Below are 17,304 nucleotides of genomic sequence, written 5' to 3' on the forward strand. Positions count from 1 at the left end.
TAGAACGACATAGCACAGCTGTTTGTGACAGAAGAAAATGAATTTGTTTCTATGTGAAATTAGGCTATAGCCGTGAGCATTATAGGGATTCGCGGATAGACTGATGCTGAGATGACTGATATTTACAAGGAGGCACTTATGGATCCTAATTACTATCATCAAGTGAGCTGGAATTGTGTAAACAATTATGGTTTCAGCCTGGCTTTTTCTCAAGACGCCGCTTTTTCCCTCGCCGAATCCCATTTGGATTCATTGATGACTTATTTTTACTTCCATTCTTCCTGTAGTCCTGATGAGAACGAAATCAAGCCCCTGTGTGAATTTTTAACATGATATGGAACACAGGGGGCTCCCTATCTCGCTATCATTCTGCAAATTTCTACTTGCGGTATCTTATAACGATAAGGAAAGCTGCGCTTATCCAATAGAAAAGTGCACTTAGAACAATCAATGTTAGTTGCCCTTCCTTAATAAAGGGTGATATGAGGACAAACATGATACAAGAAAACAATATGAGATCCCATCCTACCCACTTAATTGTGAATAAGGTTACGTTAGCATTCCGAAGCGCATGCAAATTCCAAAGAACGGCTACCGTTTCCATAAGAAGAATTCCAATCGCAGCTCCTCTGTACCCAAACCCTGGAATTGCAACAATAACGAATTGAAGCAAGACGGATAGGCCGATTCCCAGTGCAAGTCCCGTTAATGGAGTCCGCTTGCGCTCTTGGGCCCACAGGATACTCGTGGTAAGTTCACGCAACCCAACAATAAGAGGGATTGCACATAGGTATCGAATAGGCTCAGCTGCAGCTTCCACGCCGAATAGGAGTATTGCCGCTTCCTTCGCATACAGGAAAATAAAAAGTCCGCTAATGATTCCCCATGTCCAGACAAATCGGAGAATTCGTTCGATATCGCGCCCGCTCTCCATGCCTGCTTCGTGCTTCGCTGCTATCTTCATCGTTACTGTATAAGAGACAGAGGCCGTTATCATCGTCGGCATATAGACGATGACAGCAGCCATTCCTGTAATAATGCCATACATCGCGATTGAATCTGGTATAGAATACCCTGCAGCCTGCAGTCTGTTTGGAATAAGGATGGAGTCAATGAAGTCTGAAAGTGGTACAAGCATTCGCGTGCAACCGATTACGAAGGAGGATCTTAGGAAAAGACCTAACCCTTCTTTGCTCAATGGGGAATATGTGATCATTATCGCTGCACGCCGTGTGGAAGATGCATAAATCGTCAAAAACAAATATGCGGCAATAGCTGCAATCGTCGTACCATACAACCCGTAGCCTATGGCTCGACCTACACCTTGAGCAGCGTACAGGCTTACGAAAATGATCAGTACCGTAATCCGCACTGCTTGCTCCGTTAATTCGGACAAGGAAATCGCTTCGTAGCTGCGGATTCCCTGCATATAACCGCGTGCTAATTGGAGAAGTGGTACAGCGATTAATGCCGGAGCTAGGGCTCGCAGCGCCCATGCAAGTTCAACATCTCCAATTAGCACAGCAATGTTGTTCGCATAGTATTGTGTCCAAAATGCGAGCCCCATCCCAATCAATGCAGTATAAACGGATAAAAGCTGGAATACCCTCCAACCTCGATCAGTCTGCTTCGCTGTGAATAAGGCGAGCGTAGTAGGCAACCCTCCGGAAATAACCATCAAGGCCATGCCAAAGAAGGAATAGGCAATCTGGTAAAACCCAATGCCTTCTGCACCGAGCATTCTTGTTATGGCTACTCTGCCTGCAAGGCCTATTCCTTTACCAATGACGAGAACTGCACTTCGAAGTGCAGCTTGCTTTACGAGTGATGACAACAACATTCGTTCACCTTCCGACCACTCCTTCTTGTCCTCATCATTGTATGATCGGAGTGGACGAGGTATGTGCCGAAGTGCTGACCAGTTCTGCCAAGCTAATCACGAATATGGATGAGCCAGTACATCGTATATTTATCCCAGCCTAGATCAAAAGGTACTCGGTAACGATCGGCAGTGTGTGAATTCACGAGCGGGTAACCTTGAGCATCAAAGCCAACTACAATCGAAAAATGATCGATATCGCCATTAAGCTCGTACCCAATCAGGTCTCCCTCCTTAAGACCAGCCCAAGGGCCGTTTGGATGCTGATTGCTGGTCTGGACAATTGTAGTGTAGGTTCCTTTTTTGATGACTTTGCCGTACCCGCTGTATATGAGGAAGTTTTTGAAAGCATCGGTCTGTACCCATGCTTTACTGCCTCCTGAGCGATAGTGATGCCATCCACCCTTCATGCGCAATCCGCCGCCTTCTTGATCGCCAATACATTGGGAAGCAAAATTCGTACAATCCCCTCCTTGCCCGGTATAATCCCGATATCTGGGATTGTAGCGATGATTGTTACCAGCCCCCCAAGCTATTCCCGCGTATTTATTCGCATAATCAATAGCCTTATCACGGTTGTAGCGAGTTGAAGTTGAATGTAGACCCGATGCTTGGTTTGTCTTGGCATTAACCCGATTAGACGCTGAATTGCGCGGTAACTCGGTTAATTTCGGGATTAGATCAGGATTCTCTTCCAGAGGGTCTAAATACCATTCTCGTAGTACCTTCCACGATCCATTCTTCCTTATCAGGGTAAGCGCATGCCGCGTACCTATCCCGAAGTGCTCGACTTGACTTGACGGTTGATTGTACGTATATCCAAGACGCAATGAATCTACAGCGGAGACAAATACCTGATCATTACGTTTATTCGCCCGAATTACTCTTGGGCTGCTAGCAGCATCCGCCAATTGAAGTTGCCTATGCTTCACCCACGTTTGTACATATTGTGCACGCATCTGTTCATGCTTCATCGCCCTCATGCTTGATGCGCGTTCAGGCATATAAAAATCGCGGAGCAGCCCATCTTCCTGACGAAGTAAATATTTGGCTCGATTCGCAAATAATTGCTGAATAAATGTTGTAAGCTCATTATCTACTGTTTGCTGTTCTGCGGAGAATGCGTATTGCGGTATGGAGGATACAGCAACACAAACGATAACGAATATAGGGATAACAAACCATCTATACATGTTAACGACAAACTCCTCCCTCTTTTTCCTTTTGTCACTTCGACCACATAAACTTCGCACCCTGCTCATGAAATACATAAATACAGCACCCTTTTACTATGCCCTGCATCGAATAACTGATTCTGCTAAAAAATAATAAGCATGGTTTGTACGTTTTCGATGAACAATGATAAGCAAGGATATCATTGAAGCAAGCAAGAAAGCAGGTGCTGATGTGAAAGATGTAAATAAACGCTTGTCATGCCGGATTGCCCTTAGCCTTATAGTGGCATTCCTTAGCTTGCCGTTATTCCCTGTTGACGTACAATCCTTATCCGATCGGCAGCACGGAGAAAAAACGGCAATGATCATTATTGATGATTTCGGGAATAACGCCAAGGGTACTACAGAGATTATGGAGCTGCCCTATAAAGTAACTGTCGCTGTTATGCCCTTCATGCCAAGTACAGAAAGAGACGCGAAGCGTGCGCATGCTGCTGGTCATGATGTTATCGTTCATATGCCGATGGAAGCATTGTCAGGCAAGAAACATTGGCTTGGGCCTGGAGCAATAACAACGGATCTAAGCGATGCTGAAATTCAGAAACGGGTACATGCAGCTATCGATAATGTCCCCCACGCCATAGGCATGAACAATCATATGGGTTCTAAGGCTACAGTTGATGAGCGTGTTATGCGAAATGTGTTGAAAGTATGCAAAGAACGTGGGCTTTTCTTCGTGGACAGCCATACTAATTTTCGCAGCATTGTTGGCAAGATCGCAAACGAGGTGCAGGTTCCCAGCTTAGAGAATCACATCTTCCTAGATGATGTACATACGAAGGCGGCTGTTCATAAGCAGTTCATGCTAATGCGCGAGCATTTCCGCCGTCATGATGTATGTATCGCAATTGGACATGTCGGTGCTGGTGGGAGAATTACAGCAGAGGTTCTTAAAGATCAGATGGTCAAAATGAACCAAGAAAATATCCAGTTCAAAAAAGTAGCCTCTGTATTAAAGAGCAATGCATCACGAAAATAACATGATTATTATCCCAACAATAGGACGATATCCACATGCAGAATAGAAGAAGAGGATGTCCGAATGGACATCCTCTTCTTCTTTATCTTGTAAACTTAGCCGATAATGCTGTGAATAAACATTTCCAACGCTGTTGTATCCGTAATGTTCTGATTGCAGGTATGGCTGTTCATGCACATATAATTCCCAATGGCCTTGTAATAATCAGGCGTAGCATTCGCTGGTTTGGATTTCGTTTCTGCTGTAAATAAGGCCACTTCTTCCTGTCGATTGCATAGGAAGCAAGTACCCTTCTTCTTTGCTTGGGTGAATTTCCCCTCAATACCGACAAGTCGTCCGTCTAACTGATGGATCAGATACATGCGATTCGTTCCAATGTCCGTCCATCCAAGATACGTCGTATGGCGGAGATCCAGTCCCTCCATATTCGGAAGCTTCAGCTTCTTACTCTTCGGATAGAGCTTCTTCAGCTGCTTGTCAGTTACCTGTTCGAACTCAATCAGGTAAGGTTCAAGAGAAAGCAGAAATTGAGAGAATTCTTCCGTTTTGTCGAGTGTCGTAATCCGCTCAAGCAGACGAAGCTGCTGCTCTTCTGCACTCTGGAACGCCTCTGTAATCTTGGTGAACGCGCTGTATCGTACTGTATCAACAATCTTGTGATCCGCTACTGTCTGACAAGTATGTTGAAGCAAAGTCGCTTGCTTTTTAATCAAATTATATTGGTGGTTTCTAATAAATGGTGTTGTCATGCTTTACAGCTCCTTATTTTGAATAGTTGAAGAAATAAGGTGCAAAGCCCATTATTAGAAACGATATAAGCGATCTTGGGCGACAATCATTCCTTCGTATTGTCCAGCCCCATGCAAAGTATCGCCCCTAAATCAGGCTTTGCATGAGTCGTTGCTGATTCTGGCAAAGTTTTTTGCCATCCCTTGCCACCTCCCCTGTTACTTAATAGTATAAAGAAAACCGATAGTTGTTGCAACTCATCTCTTTCCGTCGAACAAAAAACAGGTAGCGCTACAGCATGGGCTCCCCATATCTCACAAGTACATGCCACAGCAATTTCAACTCCTGAAGTACTTCCTTATCGCTGCCACGATCCATCCATTTAGACGGGTCGCTCCTTAATTCCATGACAGCATCGCCTATCACGCTGGCATCTACCCTGCCCTCACGAGCAATGCGCATTGCTAATGATGGCATTGCCGATCCTCTAAAGTCACTAGGCACCTCATGTGCCAACAACGAGAATCCCCTATGCCAGTAAAGCGCAATTGTATACTTACGGCATATTTCCTCCAGTGTCCTGCCGATGTGGGTATGTATGAAGGAGGGATCAGCGACTAGTATATCAACGTCATCCTGTAGTGAAAGGTCGCCATGAATTTGCGCTTCAATATATTCATCCAGATTGCGACTCGGTTCACTGCAGGAAGGATTGGGAAATGAACATGCCAGTCTGCATCGTAATTGATTAATTAGTTTGCTTGGACTAAGATTTTTGTCCCCAATGGCACAGTTATTGCGATATGCATCTGTTAAGAGAGCCGCCAATATATCATCAAGCTCGTCATAGGTTCCCATTTCCAACGGATCTAGATGGGAATCCATATATGTGAAGGTACACCGCGTTGATACTTTGGGTGACAAGAGGAAATAACACGAGCCAAATCGAGGAGCGGGCCCGTCAGAATGAAGCATAAGGTTAAGCGCCCCATATTTGGGACGCTCACTATTGCTCGTGCCTTCGCACTGATAGGCGCCGCCAAACAACTTTTTCTCCCAAAGATCGCGTTCACCTCCAGGATAAGCAGATACACTTCCATTGGATAGAAGCGTTTCAAATTGGCTTTTGTACAATCCTTGTTCCAAAAGAGCTTCAGCAACACTTTTCATGTTCAGGTCAGGTCTGTCCGGGTGGAAGTGTAGGGCAACTCTAGCATATGACTTTATCATTCGTACAGCTTGGTCATATTCGGAATGTGAAATGGCGGAACCTTGTAATATGCCCGCTATCGTATGCTGTGCGTTCATTTTTCGGCCTCTCGCATAGGTAGTCACAAAATGCAGCGCGGCTCGCTGCGAATTCGATAATTCTGAAGCCATTCGCTCCCCTCCTTATTAAGTTCCATATCATCATTTCACAATAATAATTAATCCTATTACCTGCCACAAGATATGCATCAAGTAAAGACCTATATTCGCTGCGAACTTCAACCTGTGGATAAAATCCTTTTGTTTAATCCAAATTATCATTAACTACGTTAAGGGGAAATTGGACCATATGAAACTAAAAATGCTGATCTTATTCGTATGGAGTATGTTAGATCCGATATATTTTTCGTTAACCCGACTGACCTTTCCTGAGCAATCACGTTCGAATATCTTCAGGGTAAGATTACTCCGGTATCGAGGCAAGACAATCATACTGTCTGACGGGACACGCATCGAACATAGCGATCTATTGGTAAAAATACATCTTCATAATGTTCGTTTACTTACGGAAATTTTTTATATGGAGAATGGTGTAAAGAAGGGGCGAATTATTTATCGCACGGTAGAGCAGTCCTTGCCTGGGGTGTGTCGGCACATTCAAGCCCATCCAAAATTCCGTGAAATTAAGGCCATTATCGGTATTACGATGCTGCATCGAGGATGCACGCATTTGGGATTCGATATCGTACAGATCCATAATCCGTTATATCATGCTTTTAAATGGATCGGCCAAATGCCTATTCATTTTTTGTCTGTATCCAATCCGCTTAAGACCTGTACAAAGCAAAATCCTAGATTTTTACTGATGTCTACAGACTTGTTAATGGATAAATACGGTAGTGTATGACAATATAGAAAGGGAGAGTTTTGGGAATTTATTATGTTGGAGACGGGATAGCATAATATGATGAAATGTCATATGACATTTCGTCACTATGCCGAATGACAAATGAACGAGTATATTCATCTGAACCATCTGATAGGTGTGCTACACATTGGAGTAAAGGGTGATTGTATTTGCTCAAGAACAGTGTCATCATGTTGATTGTAATCGTGGTATCGGGAATGTTGGCTCGGCCTGCCTTTTCTTTAATAGAACCACCAAATCCAAGTAATAAGAAACGTTTAATGGTGCAGGACGTCACCATAGTGGATGTGAAGACAGGCAAGCTTAAACCAAATCAGTCGGTAGTCATTCAGGGCAACCAAATTACAGCAATAGCTGATACGACTGACGTTGATGCTCCTGACGATGCCCATGTGATCAAAGCTAATGGGAAATATCTTATCCCTGGTTTATGGGATATGCACGTCCATTTGGAAAATCACATGGATAGTGCAATCCCTCACTTATTAGCAAACGGAGTGACAGGTGTTAGGGAGATGGGCTCCAGCCTCCACCATGTTCAAGTGACACGCAGCATTAATAATCAGGAAATCTTGACTCCGCGCATTGTACATTCCGGTAAAGTTATTAATCAATTTCCAAATAATGAGGTACCTTCGCATCACTATAATTTAAAAAATGAAGCAACGGTTCGCAAAGCTGTTCAACAGTTGAAAACATATCAGGTCGATCAAATTAAAATGTACTCCCACATACCTAAAGACCTGTATGCTGTGGCTATGGAGGAAGCGAAGAAGCTACAGTTTCCGGTTAGTGGCCATTTACCATTTACTGTACGCGCAGATGAAGCTTCTAACGACGGTATGAGAAGCTTCGAGCATTTGCATGGTATGCATATTGCTACAGCATCAAAGAAATCAGGTATTTTCAACAGCCTTGTTAAGGATACAGAAGCGGGTATTATTAGTAAGGATCTGTTGTTGTATGTCGAATACGAATATAAAGCTGCAAAGCATTATGATGCTAATGAAGACGGAAAGCTATTTGAGATCTTTAAACGGAACGAAACTTGGCAGGTTCCTACACTTGTAACGATGACAAGCTTAAATAAGCAGGTACCTGATGAAAGAGTACGTTTTTTAGAACCTCCTGTTCAGAAGGAATGGGCAGCATTCATTGAAAATTGGCACAAAGATAAAAGAGGGGCTGCTGTCAATCAGGAGCTGGACCAGAACAATTTGCAATTAGTTCGCAAAATGAATGAAGCTGGGGTGCCGATTATGGCTGGCACTGATTCTACTTACTTGATGCCAAATCTATATTACGGCTTTAGCCTGCATGAAGAACTTCAACTGCTAGTCAAAGCGGGACTAAGTCCCCTGCAAGCCCTTCAGGCTGCCACGATTAATCCGGCTCGCTATTTGGAAAATGAGGATAAGCAGGGCACGGTAGAGGTAGGAAAGCTAGCCGATCTCGTCCTGCTAGACGCGAATCCGCTCACAGATATCCGCAACACAACCCAAATCCATGCGGTCATCATGAATGGGCATCTAATCGATCGGACAGAGATTCTCAAAAAGCTAAAAACATACCCGATTATTAAGGAGTTCCCTCGCAAGCAGAAGTAAACTGTGGTAAGAAATACGTGTCACGTACAACTATCGCTATGTTCAACTTGAAGAGCCTGAACCTTCAAGGATTCAGGCTCTTCAAGTTGTTTCTTGTGGATTCATTACCCAAACCAATTTACACTTAAGTTAACGATCAGATCGGTGCGCGCTCCGATCAAGCCCCAACAAGATATCCCGTTCATGACGGATACTGGCGATCTGGTTGTAAATTTCCTCACCGTCACTATAGATCCATTCGGATTGTACTTTTACATGATTTAATCCCGGAGCGTTTGTTCCTGGATACCAGAACACGGTGGCGTAATTCCGTTTTCACATCATCCTCCCGGATACTTCGGTTCCAGCTTCACATGAAGGACGTGCACGCCGTTTTCACTGCTTTCCTTCTGTTCTACTACATATCCTTCGCCATCGACGCGTACCTTCCATCCGAGAAGCGAAGTAATTTCCATCACTTCACGCAGCGATTTGTCCTTAAAGTCCGGAAGTAGCAGCTTCTCAGGGTCATCCGTAAGCAAATATATGCGCTGTCTGACAGCCATCGGATCACCCGGCTTTGGATATTGGCGTTTCACTGTATCTCCTGGGCCAATCGTATCGAATACCATACCTTGTTCTGCAAGCTGCTGCTTGGCATCGCGCACCTTCATGTTTTGCATATCGGGTGCCGGTACGGTCGGCCGCGAGCCGAGCTTGTTACCACTAGACTTCGGATTCGACTGCAAAGAGGAGGGTACCCCCATGTAACGCAAGGATTGGGATACAATATCCTTAAACATATAAGGAGCGACGAAACCGCCGCCTTGGTAAAAATCTTTCGGATCATCGACCACGACGAGCAGAACGATCCGCGGATCTTCTACGGGTGCGAAGCCGATAAACGATACGACCGCGCGGTCTTGATTATAACCCCCGTTAATAACCTTGATCGCGGTACCTGTCTTGCCTGCGACGCGATATCCTTCGATATAGGCATGTCTACCTGTACCGATCTCTTGATCGGCAACCACCTGCTCTAAATATTCACTTACTTGTTTGGCTACATTTTGATCGATAACCTCGCGCACGATTTCCGGCTTGCGCTCCGACACCTCACCGCTAACGGTATCTTCGATTTTACGAATAAGATGCGGCTTCATCAGATTACCGCCATTCGCCACTGCCGATACGGCCATAACCTGCTGGATCGGCGTCACCAGCACCTGCCCGTGGCCGTATGAAGCAGCGGCCACATCTGCCGCATATTCAAAGCGAATCAGTCCGCTGTTCTCACCAAGCATTTCAATCTCAGTCTTCTTGCCGAAGCCGAATTTCTCGATGTACGATTTCAATTTCTCTTCCTTCAATTTCTCGTAGCCTAGCTTGACGAATGCTACGTTGCTGGATCGCTTCAAACCCTCTAAATAAGTGATCGTTCCCCAGGTCTGATTCACGTCGCCAATGGGTACTCCGCCGGCTATGATTTTGCCAGACACGAACTTGTCATCCGGATTGAAGATGCCCTCCTGTACGGCTGCCGACAGCGTCACGATTTTGAACGTCGACCCAGGCTCATAACGCGATTGGACTGCATGGTTATAAAAAGCGGATAGGTCCTTGGCTTTCCAATATGAATTCGGATCAAAATCCGGCATATTGGCCAGTCCCAGGATGTCGCCCGTTTTCGGATCGGCCGCGATGACTGTCATGCTTTTGGGCGTATATTTGTTATACACCTCGCGCATCGAATTCACGATATATTGCTGGATCGTGCTATCTATCGTCAAGTAGATGTTGCTGCCGTCCCGGGAAGGCTGAAATACTTCCGATGCTGTGGGAAGCTTATTTCCTAACCGATCCTTCTCATATTGTAGGAAACCGACAGTGCCTCGAAGCTGTTCATCGTACATTTTCTCAATCCCGCCGATGGGATTGTTCTGCTTATCCATATATCCAAGAACGTGTGAGGCCAGCGCATTCTTCGCATAGAACCGCTTGACCTCGGGCAGCAGGTAAAGTCCGACGTCGCGCAATTTCGTCATATCTTTTAATTCCTCGATAAATTCGCGCAATTTCTTGGCTGTTTCGTCGTCCAACTTCCATCCTTCATTGCGCACCTCGACCTGAGGATAATATTCGTCTTTGCCGTCCTTTGTTCTCATTTTTCGTGTAAGCTCAAAGAGTTCATTCTCAGGCTTTTTCAGTACGGCATGCAACTTGTCTACGATGGTGCGCTCCATATCAATCCGTTTCTCGATCAGATGCCCCTTCTTGCGGAGCTCCTGAATCACCTTGGGGCTTATCGCTACGGTATAAGTACGGGCATCCATGGCCAATACGTCGCCATTCTGATCATAGATCGTTCCCCTGATAGGAGTCAGCTCCTTCCTCACGGACCACGAATCTCTCGCTTGCTCCATCCAGAACGATTGATTGATAACCTGATACCAGAACAGCCGAACGAAAATGACCCCGAAAAAGATTGTGAAGATGGCTCCAATCAATAATGTGCGCAACTTTATTCGCTTGATCACCTTATCCCTCTTTCTAAAAGTAATTGACATGATTATATAAACGTGGTACGTTTGCGAGTTAGCAAGCGCAGCTCGGGCTTTCTATCAAATTAGATGCTTCAATGCAGGAAACAGTTTCATTTTCTTCATGAAATTGTGCGCTGTGATGAAATATATTGGGTTAATGCTCACTGATACGCTATTATCTTGTATAGCATCAATTTCGCTATTAAACTTACAAAAGCAGGTGTTTACCATGTCTGAGGTAGTAATCGATCCGAAAATATGTCCCTTGTGCGGCAATGAGAACCACTGCGCATACCAGGCAGGCCGCCCCCATCAGGAATGCTGGTGTATGACTCTATCGGTGCCGCAAGCGCTGTTGGAGAAAATTCCACAAGAATTGCGCAGAAAGGCTTGTGTCTGCGAGCAATGTGTCCGTGCATTTCTCCAATCAACCAAAGGAATGAATGAGTGACATCAACCTTACGAGTAAAATTTGAACAAATATGCATACTACTCATGTCTGGAACACAGTGGAACGCACATATGTTGCCTTCCCATCATTGACAGGCTCTGGAGGTAGTATGCTATGGATTTCTCATTCATTGGGGAAGCAGTCATTGTTCTCAGCTTTGGCTATTGTCTGCTTCGCCTTCTCGGTAAAAAAACGGTCGGAGAAATGACAGGCGTTGAGATCATTACGCTGCTCGCGATGGCCTCCATGATTGGACATGCTGTCAAAGGGGACGGTCTATTGCGAACATTGATAACCTTATGCATCTTTGTCACTCTTCTCCTCACCATTCAATTCCTTGCCATTAGGTTCAATTGGGTCGAGAAGTGGTTCGTGGGGAGATCAACGGTAGTAATTGAGGATGGGGTTATTGTTGAGAAGAGTCTCAAAAAGCTGCGACTAACCGTCGATCAGCTAGAAGCAAAATTAAGAACAAAGGGGATTACATCGTTCTCGGAAGTGAAAACAGCAACAATCGAGATGAGCGGTCATATCGGTTACGAGTTGGCACGACATGCTAAGCCTGTGACGATCGGAGAATTAGAAAGGATTATGAAAGCATGGAACAAAACTGTTCCGAAGCAGCCCCAGAAAGAAGAGAATTTATTCGATGAAGTTAAGCAGGATGGACACCGGAAAAAGATTGCTCCCCATTTGGAATGAAGCCCAACTGGATTTACACTATATGCAACCTACTATGTAAGGTACTCTCATACGACTGATGAAGATAATAAAAGGCCGACCCATAGGGTCGACCTTTTTACAAGCTGTTTAATCGCTGATTGAGGTTGTATTGGCTTCAGTCTGTTCTAGTTTTGCTGCAGCTTTGTTTCTTCTTCTCTTGCGAATAATCAAAAAGATAACCAAGATTGGAACAGCAATGAGGAAGATATACAGCGAGACGTGCTTAACCATTCCTTCTGCAGATCTCCCATACAAATAAAACAGCAGACCTACTGCATAGAACTTAACTGCTCTTCCGATTGCTGCATATCCGATAAGTCTCCATAGTGGGAAATTCATGCAGCCGGATAGAATCGTAAATACTTTGAACGGAATTGGAGTAAAAGAGCCGATAAGAATCGTAGTTTCTCCATTCTTCTTAAACATTTGATTGGCGCCGTCAATCCATGATTTTTTAAGGATTTTCTCCAAGACGGAGTGGCCTAACAGCTTACCGATCATGTAGCCTACTGGAGTACCGAGCAGACATGCAATATATCCTGCTGTTGCTAGCCATAAGGCATTTGATGGATCCAGTAAGCTTAATGGCACCTGCAAGAAGAAGGCTGGTACAGGAAAAATAACTGCATCTGCGAAAGAGTGGATGACTAGCCCCCATATCCCATAGTCCATTAGAAAATCAATGATGTTTTGAAACATAATCTACTCCTATCCGGAAAAATTCTTTCTATAAATTGATTGGTAAATCTCATTTTACCTTATTTCGTGTTGCGAATGATTACACTTTGGTAATGTTGACATTTGCTGTTTGGAAGCCAACTGTTATAGAAATGTACTCATTCCGCTCTCAGGTATAGACGTTTTTTTGTTGCCGCATCCCTTCACACGAAATGGTGGAATATGCTACCAATACAATATTCGTTTCATCGGCCAATGCGCTAGGTAATATCCCCTACTGTTGTTAGTACGGGGCTAAAGTCCTAATCGTTTCAAGTAAAATAAGCATACTGATTTTTCATGCAACTTGACAATGTTATTTTTATTCCAACCATCAGTTGAATCTCGCCTTCCTCTCATTCCAAAGGTTTGCAATGACAATTATCCTACTACGTTTATATGTCTTTTTCTATTTTAACATGTCACTCAAGAATTTTGGCAGAAAATGACGAAGACCGCTCCATGGGCGTAAGCGGTCTTTCAATTGTGTTTATAAATAATAATCGCTTTAAAAATGTCATTGATGCCGATTCCAAAGGAGCAAAACAAAGTGTGATTTTCATTACGCATTGTTATTGTTTCTGATATTGTTCGAAATAGTGAACCAAATTTTCCTGAGCTGTGTTTATATCACAGAAGCTGGCACAAAGGGATCCCAATCGATAGCGTCCGGTCTTCACAAAAAAATAAAACTTGCATAAATGAGAGGAGTAATATTCACATGAAATACGTAAAGAAGGCAGCCGTTGTCGCAACGGGTATCGCGTTGTTGTTTGGCACCGCAAATATGACGGAGGCATTTGCAAACCAAACAAACTCCGCACAGGAGTTGGAATCGAAAACGCCGGCGGTTGGTAAGGAAGCTGTTGAAGCGGCAAAAGCTGAACTCTCCCAGAAAGTAAATGGGGAGATTGGAAAGAATACAGGGGATACGTACCTCTTGTACGTAAGTGACCCAAGTCTCAATGGCGGATCTGCATTCTTGTATTATCTGGATATGTTCAAATTCACAAATTATGATGATTATTTAAACCAGGCAGGCAAACTGCAGGGTCCTGTGCTTCAAAAGCCGGAAGGTCTGCCTGAAGGTTATAAATTTGAGAATGGAAACATCCAACCCCCGATTGCAAAGCATCATAAGGAGTTTCAACGAGAAGTGAAAGCGGAAGCGGAAGCTCAAGGAAAAGGCGTCTATTACAAAAAATTCGACTGGAACGAAATGGGCGAAATCAATCTTACATTCGTAAACGGAAAAGACAATTTAGAAATGCAAGTAGCGCACAGTCTTGGCAGAAAAACGGCAAACAACGGATACCGGTACATTAAATCAACTGAAGTCGATGCCGAACAAGGCAAGAAGATCCCTGGCTTGGTTCGAAACAAGCTGATATGGTCAGATCAGGATCATATTTATAGCATCACAACCAATCCGGGCAACCCGCTCACCAAAGAAGATTTGATAAAGTTTGCTGAAACGGCTGTAAAGAAATAAGAAGGATTGTCCTAGCCTGGTGACGTAAGCAGGTATACAAGCAGGCGACCCAAGGAATAAATGCAGACAAACTTAACTCGGGTTCAGAAGAACGCCGGCCAGATCACATCATGGATCTGGCCGGCTTTTTTCGCATCCAATTGAAATACTGCATATTTGTTATATGACACTACCCTAGCGCAGTTATATCTATATCGATAAATAGGTTCCTGTACAAGACGCTTCAGAGCTAACGATTTGCTCCGGTGTACCTGCCGCTATAACCTGACCTCCAGAGTTGCCTCCGCCTGGCCCCATATCAATGACCCAATCTGATGCCGCAATCAGATCGGTATTATGTTCGACCAAGATTACGGTATTTCCGGCATCTACAAGCTTATCCAATAATACATACAGCTTGTGTATATCGAGCGGATGCAAGCCTGAAGACGGTTCGTCCAACAGATACAGGGTGTGACCGTTAGCAGGTGCACTCAGTTCCCTAGCAAGCTTTAAGCGCTGCCCTTCCCCACCGGAAAGCGTTGTTACAGATTGTCCCCATTGGAGATAGCCAATACCAACATCACACAACAGCTTAAGCAGCTTCGCCATTTTTGGGTGGCCCTTAAATAGTGATAAACTCTCTTCAATACTGAGCTCTAAAATGTCAGCTATGGTGTAGTCTTCATACGTAACGGCCAGAACTTCCGGAATAAACCGCTTGCCATGACAAGCTGGACATTGCACACGCAGATGCGGGAGGAAGTGCATATCGACTTCGACGATACCGAGTCCTTCGCACTGCTCACATCTTCCGCCCGGTGAATTGAAGGAAAAATATTTCTCGTTCAAGCCACGTGCCTTTGCTTCTGGAAGTGAGGCGAACACCTTGCGAAGCAAGGTATACAGATCTGTATAAGTTGCCACACTCGAGCGCTGCATTCGCGATATGGGAGATTGATCTACAGTAATGATGCTGTTAACTTTATTCAGCCCTGTGACTTCCCGGCATCCTTCAACTCGGCCTCCAGTGCCGCTGGCATTTGCCAACAGATCGAATACGAGTGTCGACTTGCCAGAACCTGAGGCTCCAGATACCGAGATCAGACTGCCTAATGGGAATGACACGGATACCTGCTTCAAGTTATGAAGGGTTGCCTCATGAATGGAGATGACATCCCCATTGCCTTGTCGGCATTTGGATTGAAGACGTGATTGCGCTCTAACATAATGTCCAGTCACGGAGGAAGTCTGTTCCATAAGTTGCTTAAGCGTGCCTTGCCCAACAATCTCTCCTCCGAACCGACCTGACCCTGGGCCGATATCGATAATGTGATCCGCCTGCTGCATCACACGTGTATCATGCTCGATCATGAGTACAGTATTACCCATATCGCGCAATTCCTTCATCACCTTGATCAGACCATCTGTATCCTTTGGATGAAGGCCGGTGGTCGGCTCATCAAGGACATACAGTACACCAGTTAACCCAGAGCCAAGGATCGATGCTAGCCGTAGTCGCTGCGCTTCTCCGCCTGATAATGTGATCATCTGTCTGTCGAGCGATAAGTAGCCAAGTCCTACAAGAATGACGCGCTTTATTTTACCAAGGAGTTCTTCGAGTACGGCTAGAAGGATCATATCGCCTTCCATACGAGACTTCGCATGAACGGCAAGCAACCAATCATTCAGCTCTTCTAACGAGCATCTCGCTAGGCTAGGCAGGGTACGGCCTTCGACGGTAACTGTCCTGCTCTCGGGCTTCAGACGATCTCCCCTGCAATCGGGACATGATTGAGTCGTAAAATAAGCCGCCTCGCTTGACTGCCCATTCCGCTCCTTGTACTTCTGCCACATTGCAGTCAGTACACCTTTAAATCGGCCTTTGCCAACTGTTTTGGGCGGTTCAATATTCGGGAAGTGACATGCAAATGCTTCGCTCTCCACCCCATGCTTCAATAATTCCCATTGTACAGGGCTGAAACTGTGCAGCGGCCCACTCATATCCAAGCCATAATGCTTCCCTGCCGCCTCAATAATGTTGGCTTGATAATCAGTTAGGGATTCGTACCAGAAGGTTACGGCGCCTTCACGAATCGTTTTCTCCTTGTTGAATACAGCCTCAACTTGAATATCGACTATGGTCCCTAAACCACTGCACGTGGAACACGCACCGCTTGGTGTATTGAAGGAAAAATCCGCCTTCGTCAGTGGCATGTGTGGCTGTGAGCAGGCTGGACACTTCATTGACTCACCTGCAACGTCTACGGAAGAAGGAGATATGCTCTCTCCACAGAACTTACATGTCCTAACTCCCTTTTTCTCATAGACTGTCCGCAAATACGTGTACATATCCGTAATCGTCCCAACAGTTGAGCGAGGATTGCGGTTCGTCACATGCTGTCCAATCGAGATAGACGGTGCAAGTCCAGTAATCGAATCGACATTAGGCTTGGCAATGGATTCGGCGGATATTCCACTAGACTCCACATACTGCCTCTGGCATTCCCGCTGCAATATGTCCATAGCAAGTGTTGATTTACCCGAGCCGGAAGGACCCGTAACCACGATAAGCTGATGCTTTGGAATGTCTAATGTCACATTCTTTAAATTATTTTCTCTTGCGCCTTGAATACGGATAACATCTTTCATGCAGCACCCTCCATCATTCTAAAGTGACGGTGAAATACGAGTTACATGATCCACTTTACAACATTCATGCAAGTGCTAGAGTTTTATAAAAAAATGTGTTGATAGACACAGACTTATCGTGCAAAACTTTAGCACGGTGCTTTAAGGTTTTACTAGAAGATTTGATTTTATGGGAAGCGATCTGATACAGTGAGATCATTAC

Annotated in this window: 13 protein-coding genes; 6 read left to right on the forward strand and 7 right to left on the reverse strand. The window is 44.8% G+C overall.

Going from position 1 to position 17,304, the window contains the following annotated elements:
* Positions 1-379: 379 nt before the first annotated feature.
* Together BBG47_RS05660 and BBG47_RS05665 are read right to left on the reverse strand one after the other, a co-directional pair.
* The gene (locus BBG47_RS05660) at positions 380-1,840 is read right to left on the reverse strand and encodes an oligosaccharide flippase family protein (protein ID WP_065290894.1); all 1,461 of its coding nucleotides are present in this window, start codon (positions 1,838-1,840) and stop codon (positions 380-382) included.
* Between the two features lie 92 nt (positions 1,841-1,932).
* Entirely contained in the window at positions 1,933-3,072 is a 1,140-nt protein-coding gene (locus tag BBG47_RS05665) for an amidase domain-containing protein (RefSeq protein ID WP_065290895.1), read from the reverse strand.
* Positions 3,073-3,286: 214 nt separating this feature from the next.
* Here BBG47_RS05665 and BBG47_RS05670 point away from each other — a divergent pair, with 214 nt between their 5' ends.
* Positions 3,287-4,093 (forward strand): divergent polysaccharide deacetylase family protein, encoded by an 807-nt coding sequence (locus BBG47_RS05670; protein ID WP_065290948.1) that lies wholly within the window; start codon positions 3,287-3,289, stop codon positions 4,091-4,093.
* A 95-nt stretch (positions 4,094-4,188) separates the two neighbouring features.
* On the opposite strand, the gene BBG47_RS05675 is transcribed toward BBG47_RS05670, so the two are convergent.
* A complete protein-coding gene (locus tag BBG47_RS05675) occupies positions 4,189-4,842 on the reverse strand; it encodes a FusB/FusC family EF-G-binding protein (RefSeq protein WP_065290896.1) in 654 nt (217 codons plus the stop codon).
* A 271-nt stretch (positions 4,843-5,113) separates the two neighbouring features.
* On the reverse strand, positions 5,114-6,202 hold the full coding sequence (locus BBG47_RS05680) for a DUF3626 domain-containing protein (protein ID WP_065290897.1): 1,089 nt from the start codon (positions 6,200-6,202) through the stop codon (positions 5,114-5,116).
* Positions 6,203-6,380: 178 nt separating this feature from the next.
* Between BBG47_RS05680 and BBG47_RS05685 the strand changes: the two genes are divergently transcribed.
* Together BBG47_RS05685 and BBG47_RS05690 are read left to right on the forward strand one after the other, a co-directional pair.
* Positions 6,381-6,938 carry a YkoP family protein gene (locus BBG47_RS05685; protein WP_065290898.1) on the forward strand — a complete coding sequence of 186 codons (558 nt, stop codon included), beginning with the start codon at positions 6,381-6,383 and terminating at the stop codon, positions 6,936-6,938.
* A gap of 170 nt (positions 6,939-7,108) precedes the next feature.
* Entirely contained in the window at positions 7,109-8,566 is a 1,458-nt protein-coding gene (locus tag BBG47_RS05690) for an amidohydrolase family protein (protein ID WP_175400487.1), read from the forward strand.
* A 320-nt stretch (positions 8,567-8,886) separates the two neighbouring features.
* Here BBG47_RS05690 and BBG47_RS05695 read toward each other — a convergent pair whose 3' ends face one another.
* Positions 8,887-11,082, reverse strand: coding sequence for a penicillin-binding transpeptidase domain-containing protein (locus BBG47_RS05695; protein ID WP_065290900.1), 2,196 nt, complete (start codon positions 11,080-11,082; stop codon positions 8,887-8,889).
* 235 nt (positions 11,083-11,317) lie between these two features.
* On the opposite strand from BBG47_RS05695, the gene BBG47_RS28880 reads away from it, so the two are divergent.
* Together BBG47_RS28880 and BBG47_RS05700 are read left to right on the forward strand one after the other, a co-directional pair.
* Positions 11,318-11,539, forward strand: a complete 222-nt coding sequence (locus BBG47_RS28880; RefSeq protein WP_083189096.1) for a cysteine-rich CWC family protein — start codon at positions 11,318-11,320, stop codon at positions 11,537-11,539.
* A gap of 114 nt (positions 11,540-11,653) precedes the next feature.
* A complete protein-coding gene (locus BBG47_RS05700; RefSeq protein ID WP_065290901.1) occupies positions 11,654-12,241 on the forward strand; it encodes a DUF421 domain-containing protein in 588 nt (195 codons plus the stop codon).
* Positions 12,242-12,349: 108 nt separating this feature from the next.
* Here the strand turns inward: BBG47_RS05700 and BBG47_RS05705 are convergent, their stop codons facing one another.
* A complete protein-coding gene (locus BBG47_RS05705) occupies positions 12,350-12,961 on the reverse strand; it encodes a YqaA family protein (protein WP_065290902.1) in 612 nt (203 codons plus the stop codon).
* Between the two features lie 739 nt (positions 12,962-13,700).
* Between BBG47_RS05705 and BBG47_RS05710 the strand changes: the two genes are divergently transcribed.
* Positions 13,701-14,471 carry a hypothetical protein gene (locus BBG47_RS05710; RefSeq protein WP_021252386.1) on the forward strand — a complete coding sequence of 257 codons (771 nt, stop codon included), beginning with the start codon at positions 13,701-13,703 and terminating at the stop codon, positions 14,469-14,471.
* A 189-nt stretch (positions 14,472-14,660) separates the two neighbouring features.
* Here the strand turns inward: BBG47_RS05710 and uvrA are convergent, their stop codons facing one another.
* Positions 14,661-17,102 (reverse strand): excinuclease ABC subunit UvrA, encoded by a 2,442-nt coding sequence (gene uvrA / locus BBG47_RS05715; RefSeq protein ID WP_065290903.1) that lies wholly within the window; start codon positions 17,100-17,102, stop codon positions 14,661-14,663.
* Positions 17,103-17,304: the final 202 nt, after the last annotated feature.

The organism is Paenibacillus sp. KS1 (genome assembly GCF_001680695.1).
GTDB classification, from domain to species: domain Bacteria; phylum Bacillota; class Bacilli; order Paenibacillales; family Paenibacillaceae; genus Paenibacillus_B; species Paenibacillus_B suaedae.

What these genes read in the sequence shown, in the direction of transcription:
- uvrA (WP_065290903.1), bottom strand. Translation starts at nt 17,102, where the DNA reads ATGAAAGATGTTATCCGTATTCAAGGCGCAAGAGAAAATAATTTAAAG.
- BBG47_RS28880 (WP_083189096.1), top strand. Translation starts at nt 11,318, where the DNA reads ATGTCTGAGGTAGTAATCGATCCGAAAATATGTCCCTTGTGCGGCAAT.
- BBG47_RS05675 (WP_065290896.1), bottom strand. Translation starts at nt 4,842, where the DNA reads ATGACAACACCATTTATTAGAAACCACCAATATAATTTGATTAAAAAG.
- BBG47_RS05705 (WP_065290902.1), bottom strand. Translation starts at nt 12,961, where the DNA reads ATGTTTCAAAACATCATTGATTTTCTAATGGACTATGGGATATGGGGG.
- BBG47_RS05680 (WP_065290897.1), bottom strand. Translation starts at nt 6,202, where the DNA reads ATGGCTTCAGAATTATCGAATTCGCAGCGAGCCGCGCTGCATTTTGTG.
- BBG47_RS05665 (WP_065290895.1), bottom strand. Translation starts at nt 3,072, where the DNA reads ATGTATAGATGGTTTGTTATCCCTATATTCGTTATCGTTTGTGTTGCT.
- BBG47_RS05685 (WP_065290898.1), top strand. Translation starts at nt 6,381, where the DNA reads ATGAAACTAAAAATGCTGATCTTATTCGTATGGAGTATGTTAGATCCG.
- BBG47_RS05660 (WP_065290894.1), bottom strand. Translation starts at nt 1,840, where the DNA reads ATGTTGTTGTCATCACTCGTAAAGCAAGCTGCACTTCGAAGTGCAGTT.
- BBG47_RS05710 (WP_021252386.1), top strand. Translation starts at nt 13,701, where the DNA reads ATGAAATACGTAAAGAAGGCAGCCGTTGTCGCAACGGGTATCGCGTTG.
- BBG47_RS05700 (WP_065290901.1), top strand. Translation starts at nt 11,654, where the DNA reads ATGGATTTCTCATTCATTGGGGAAGCAGTCATTGTTCTCAGCTTTGGC.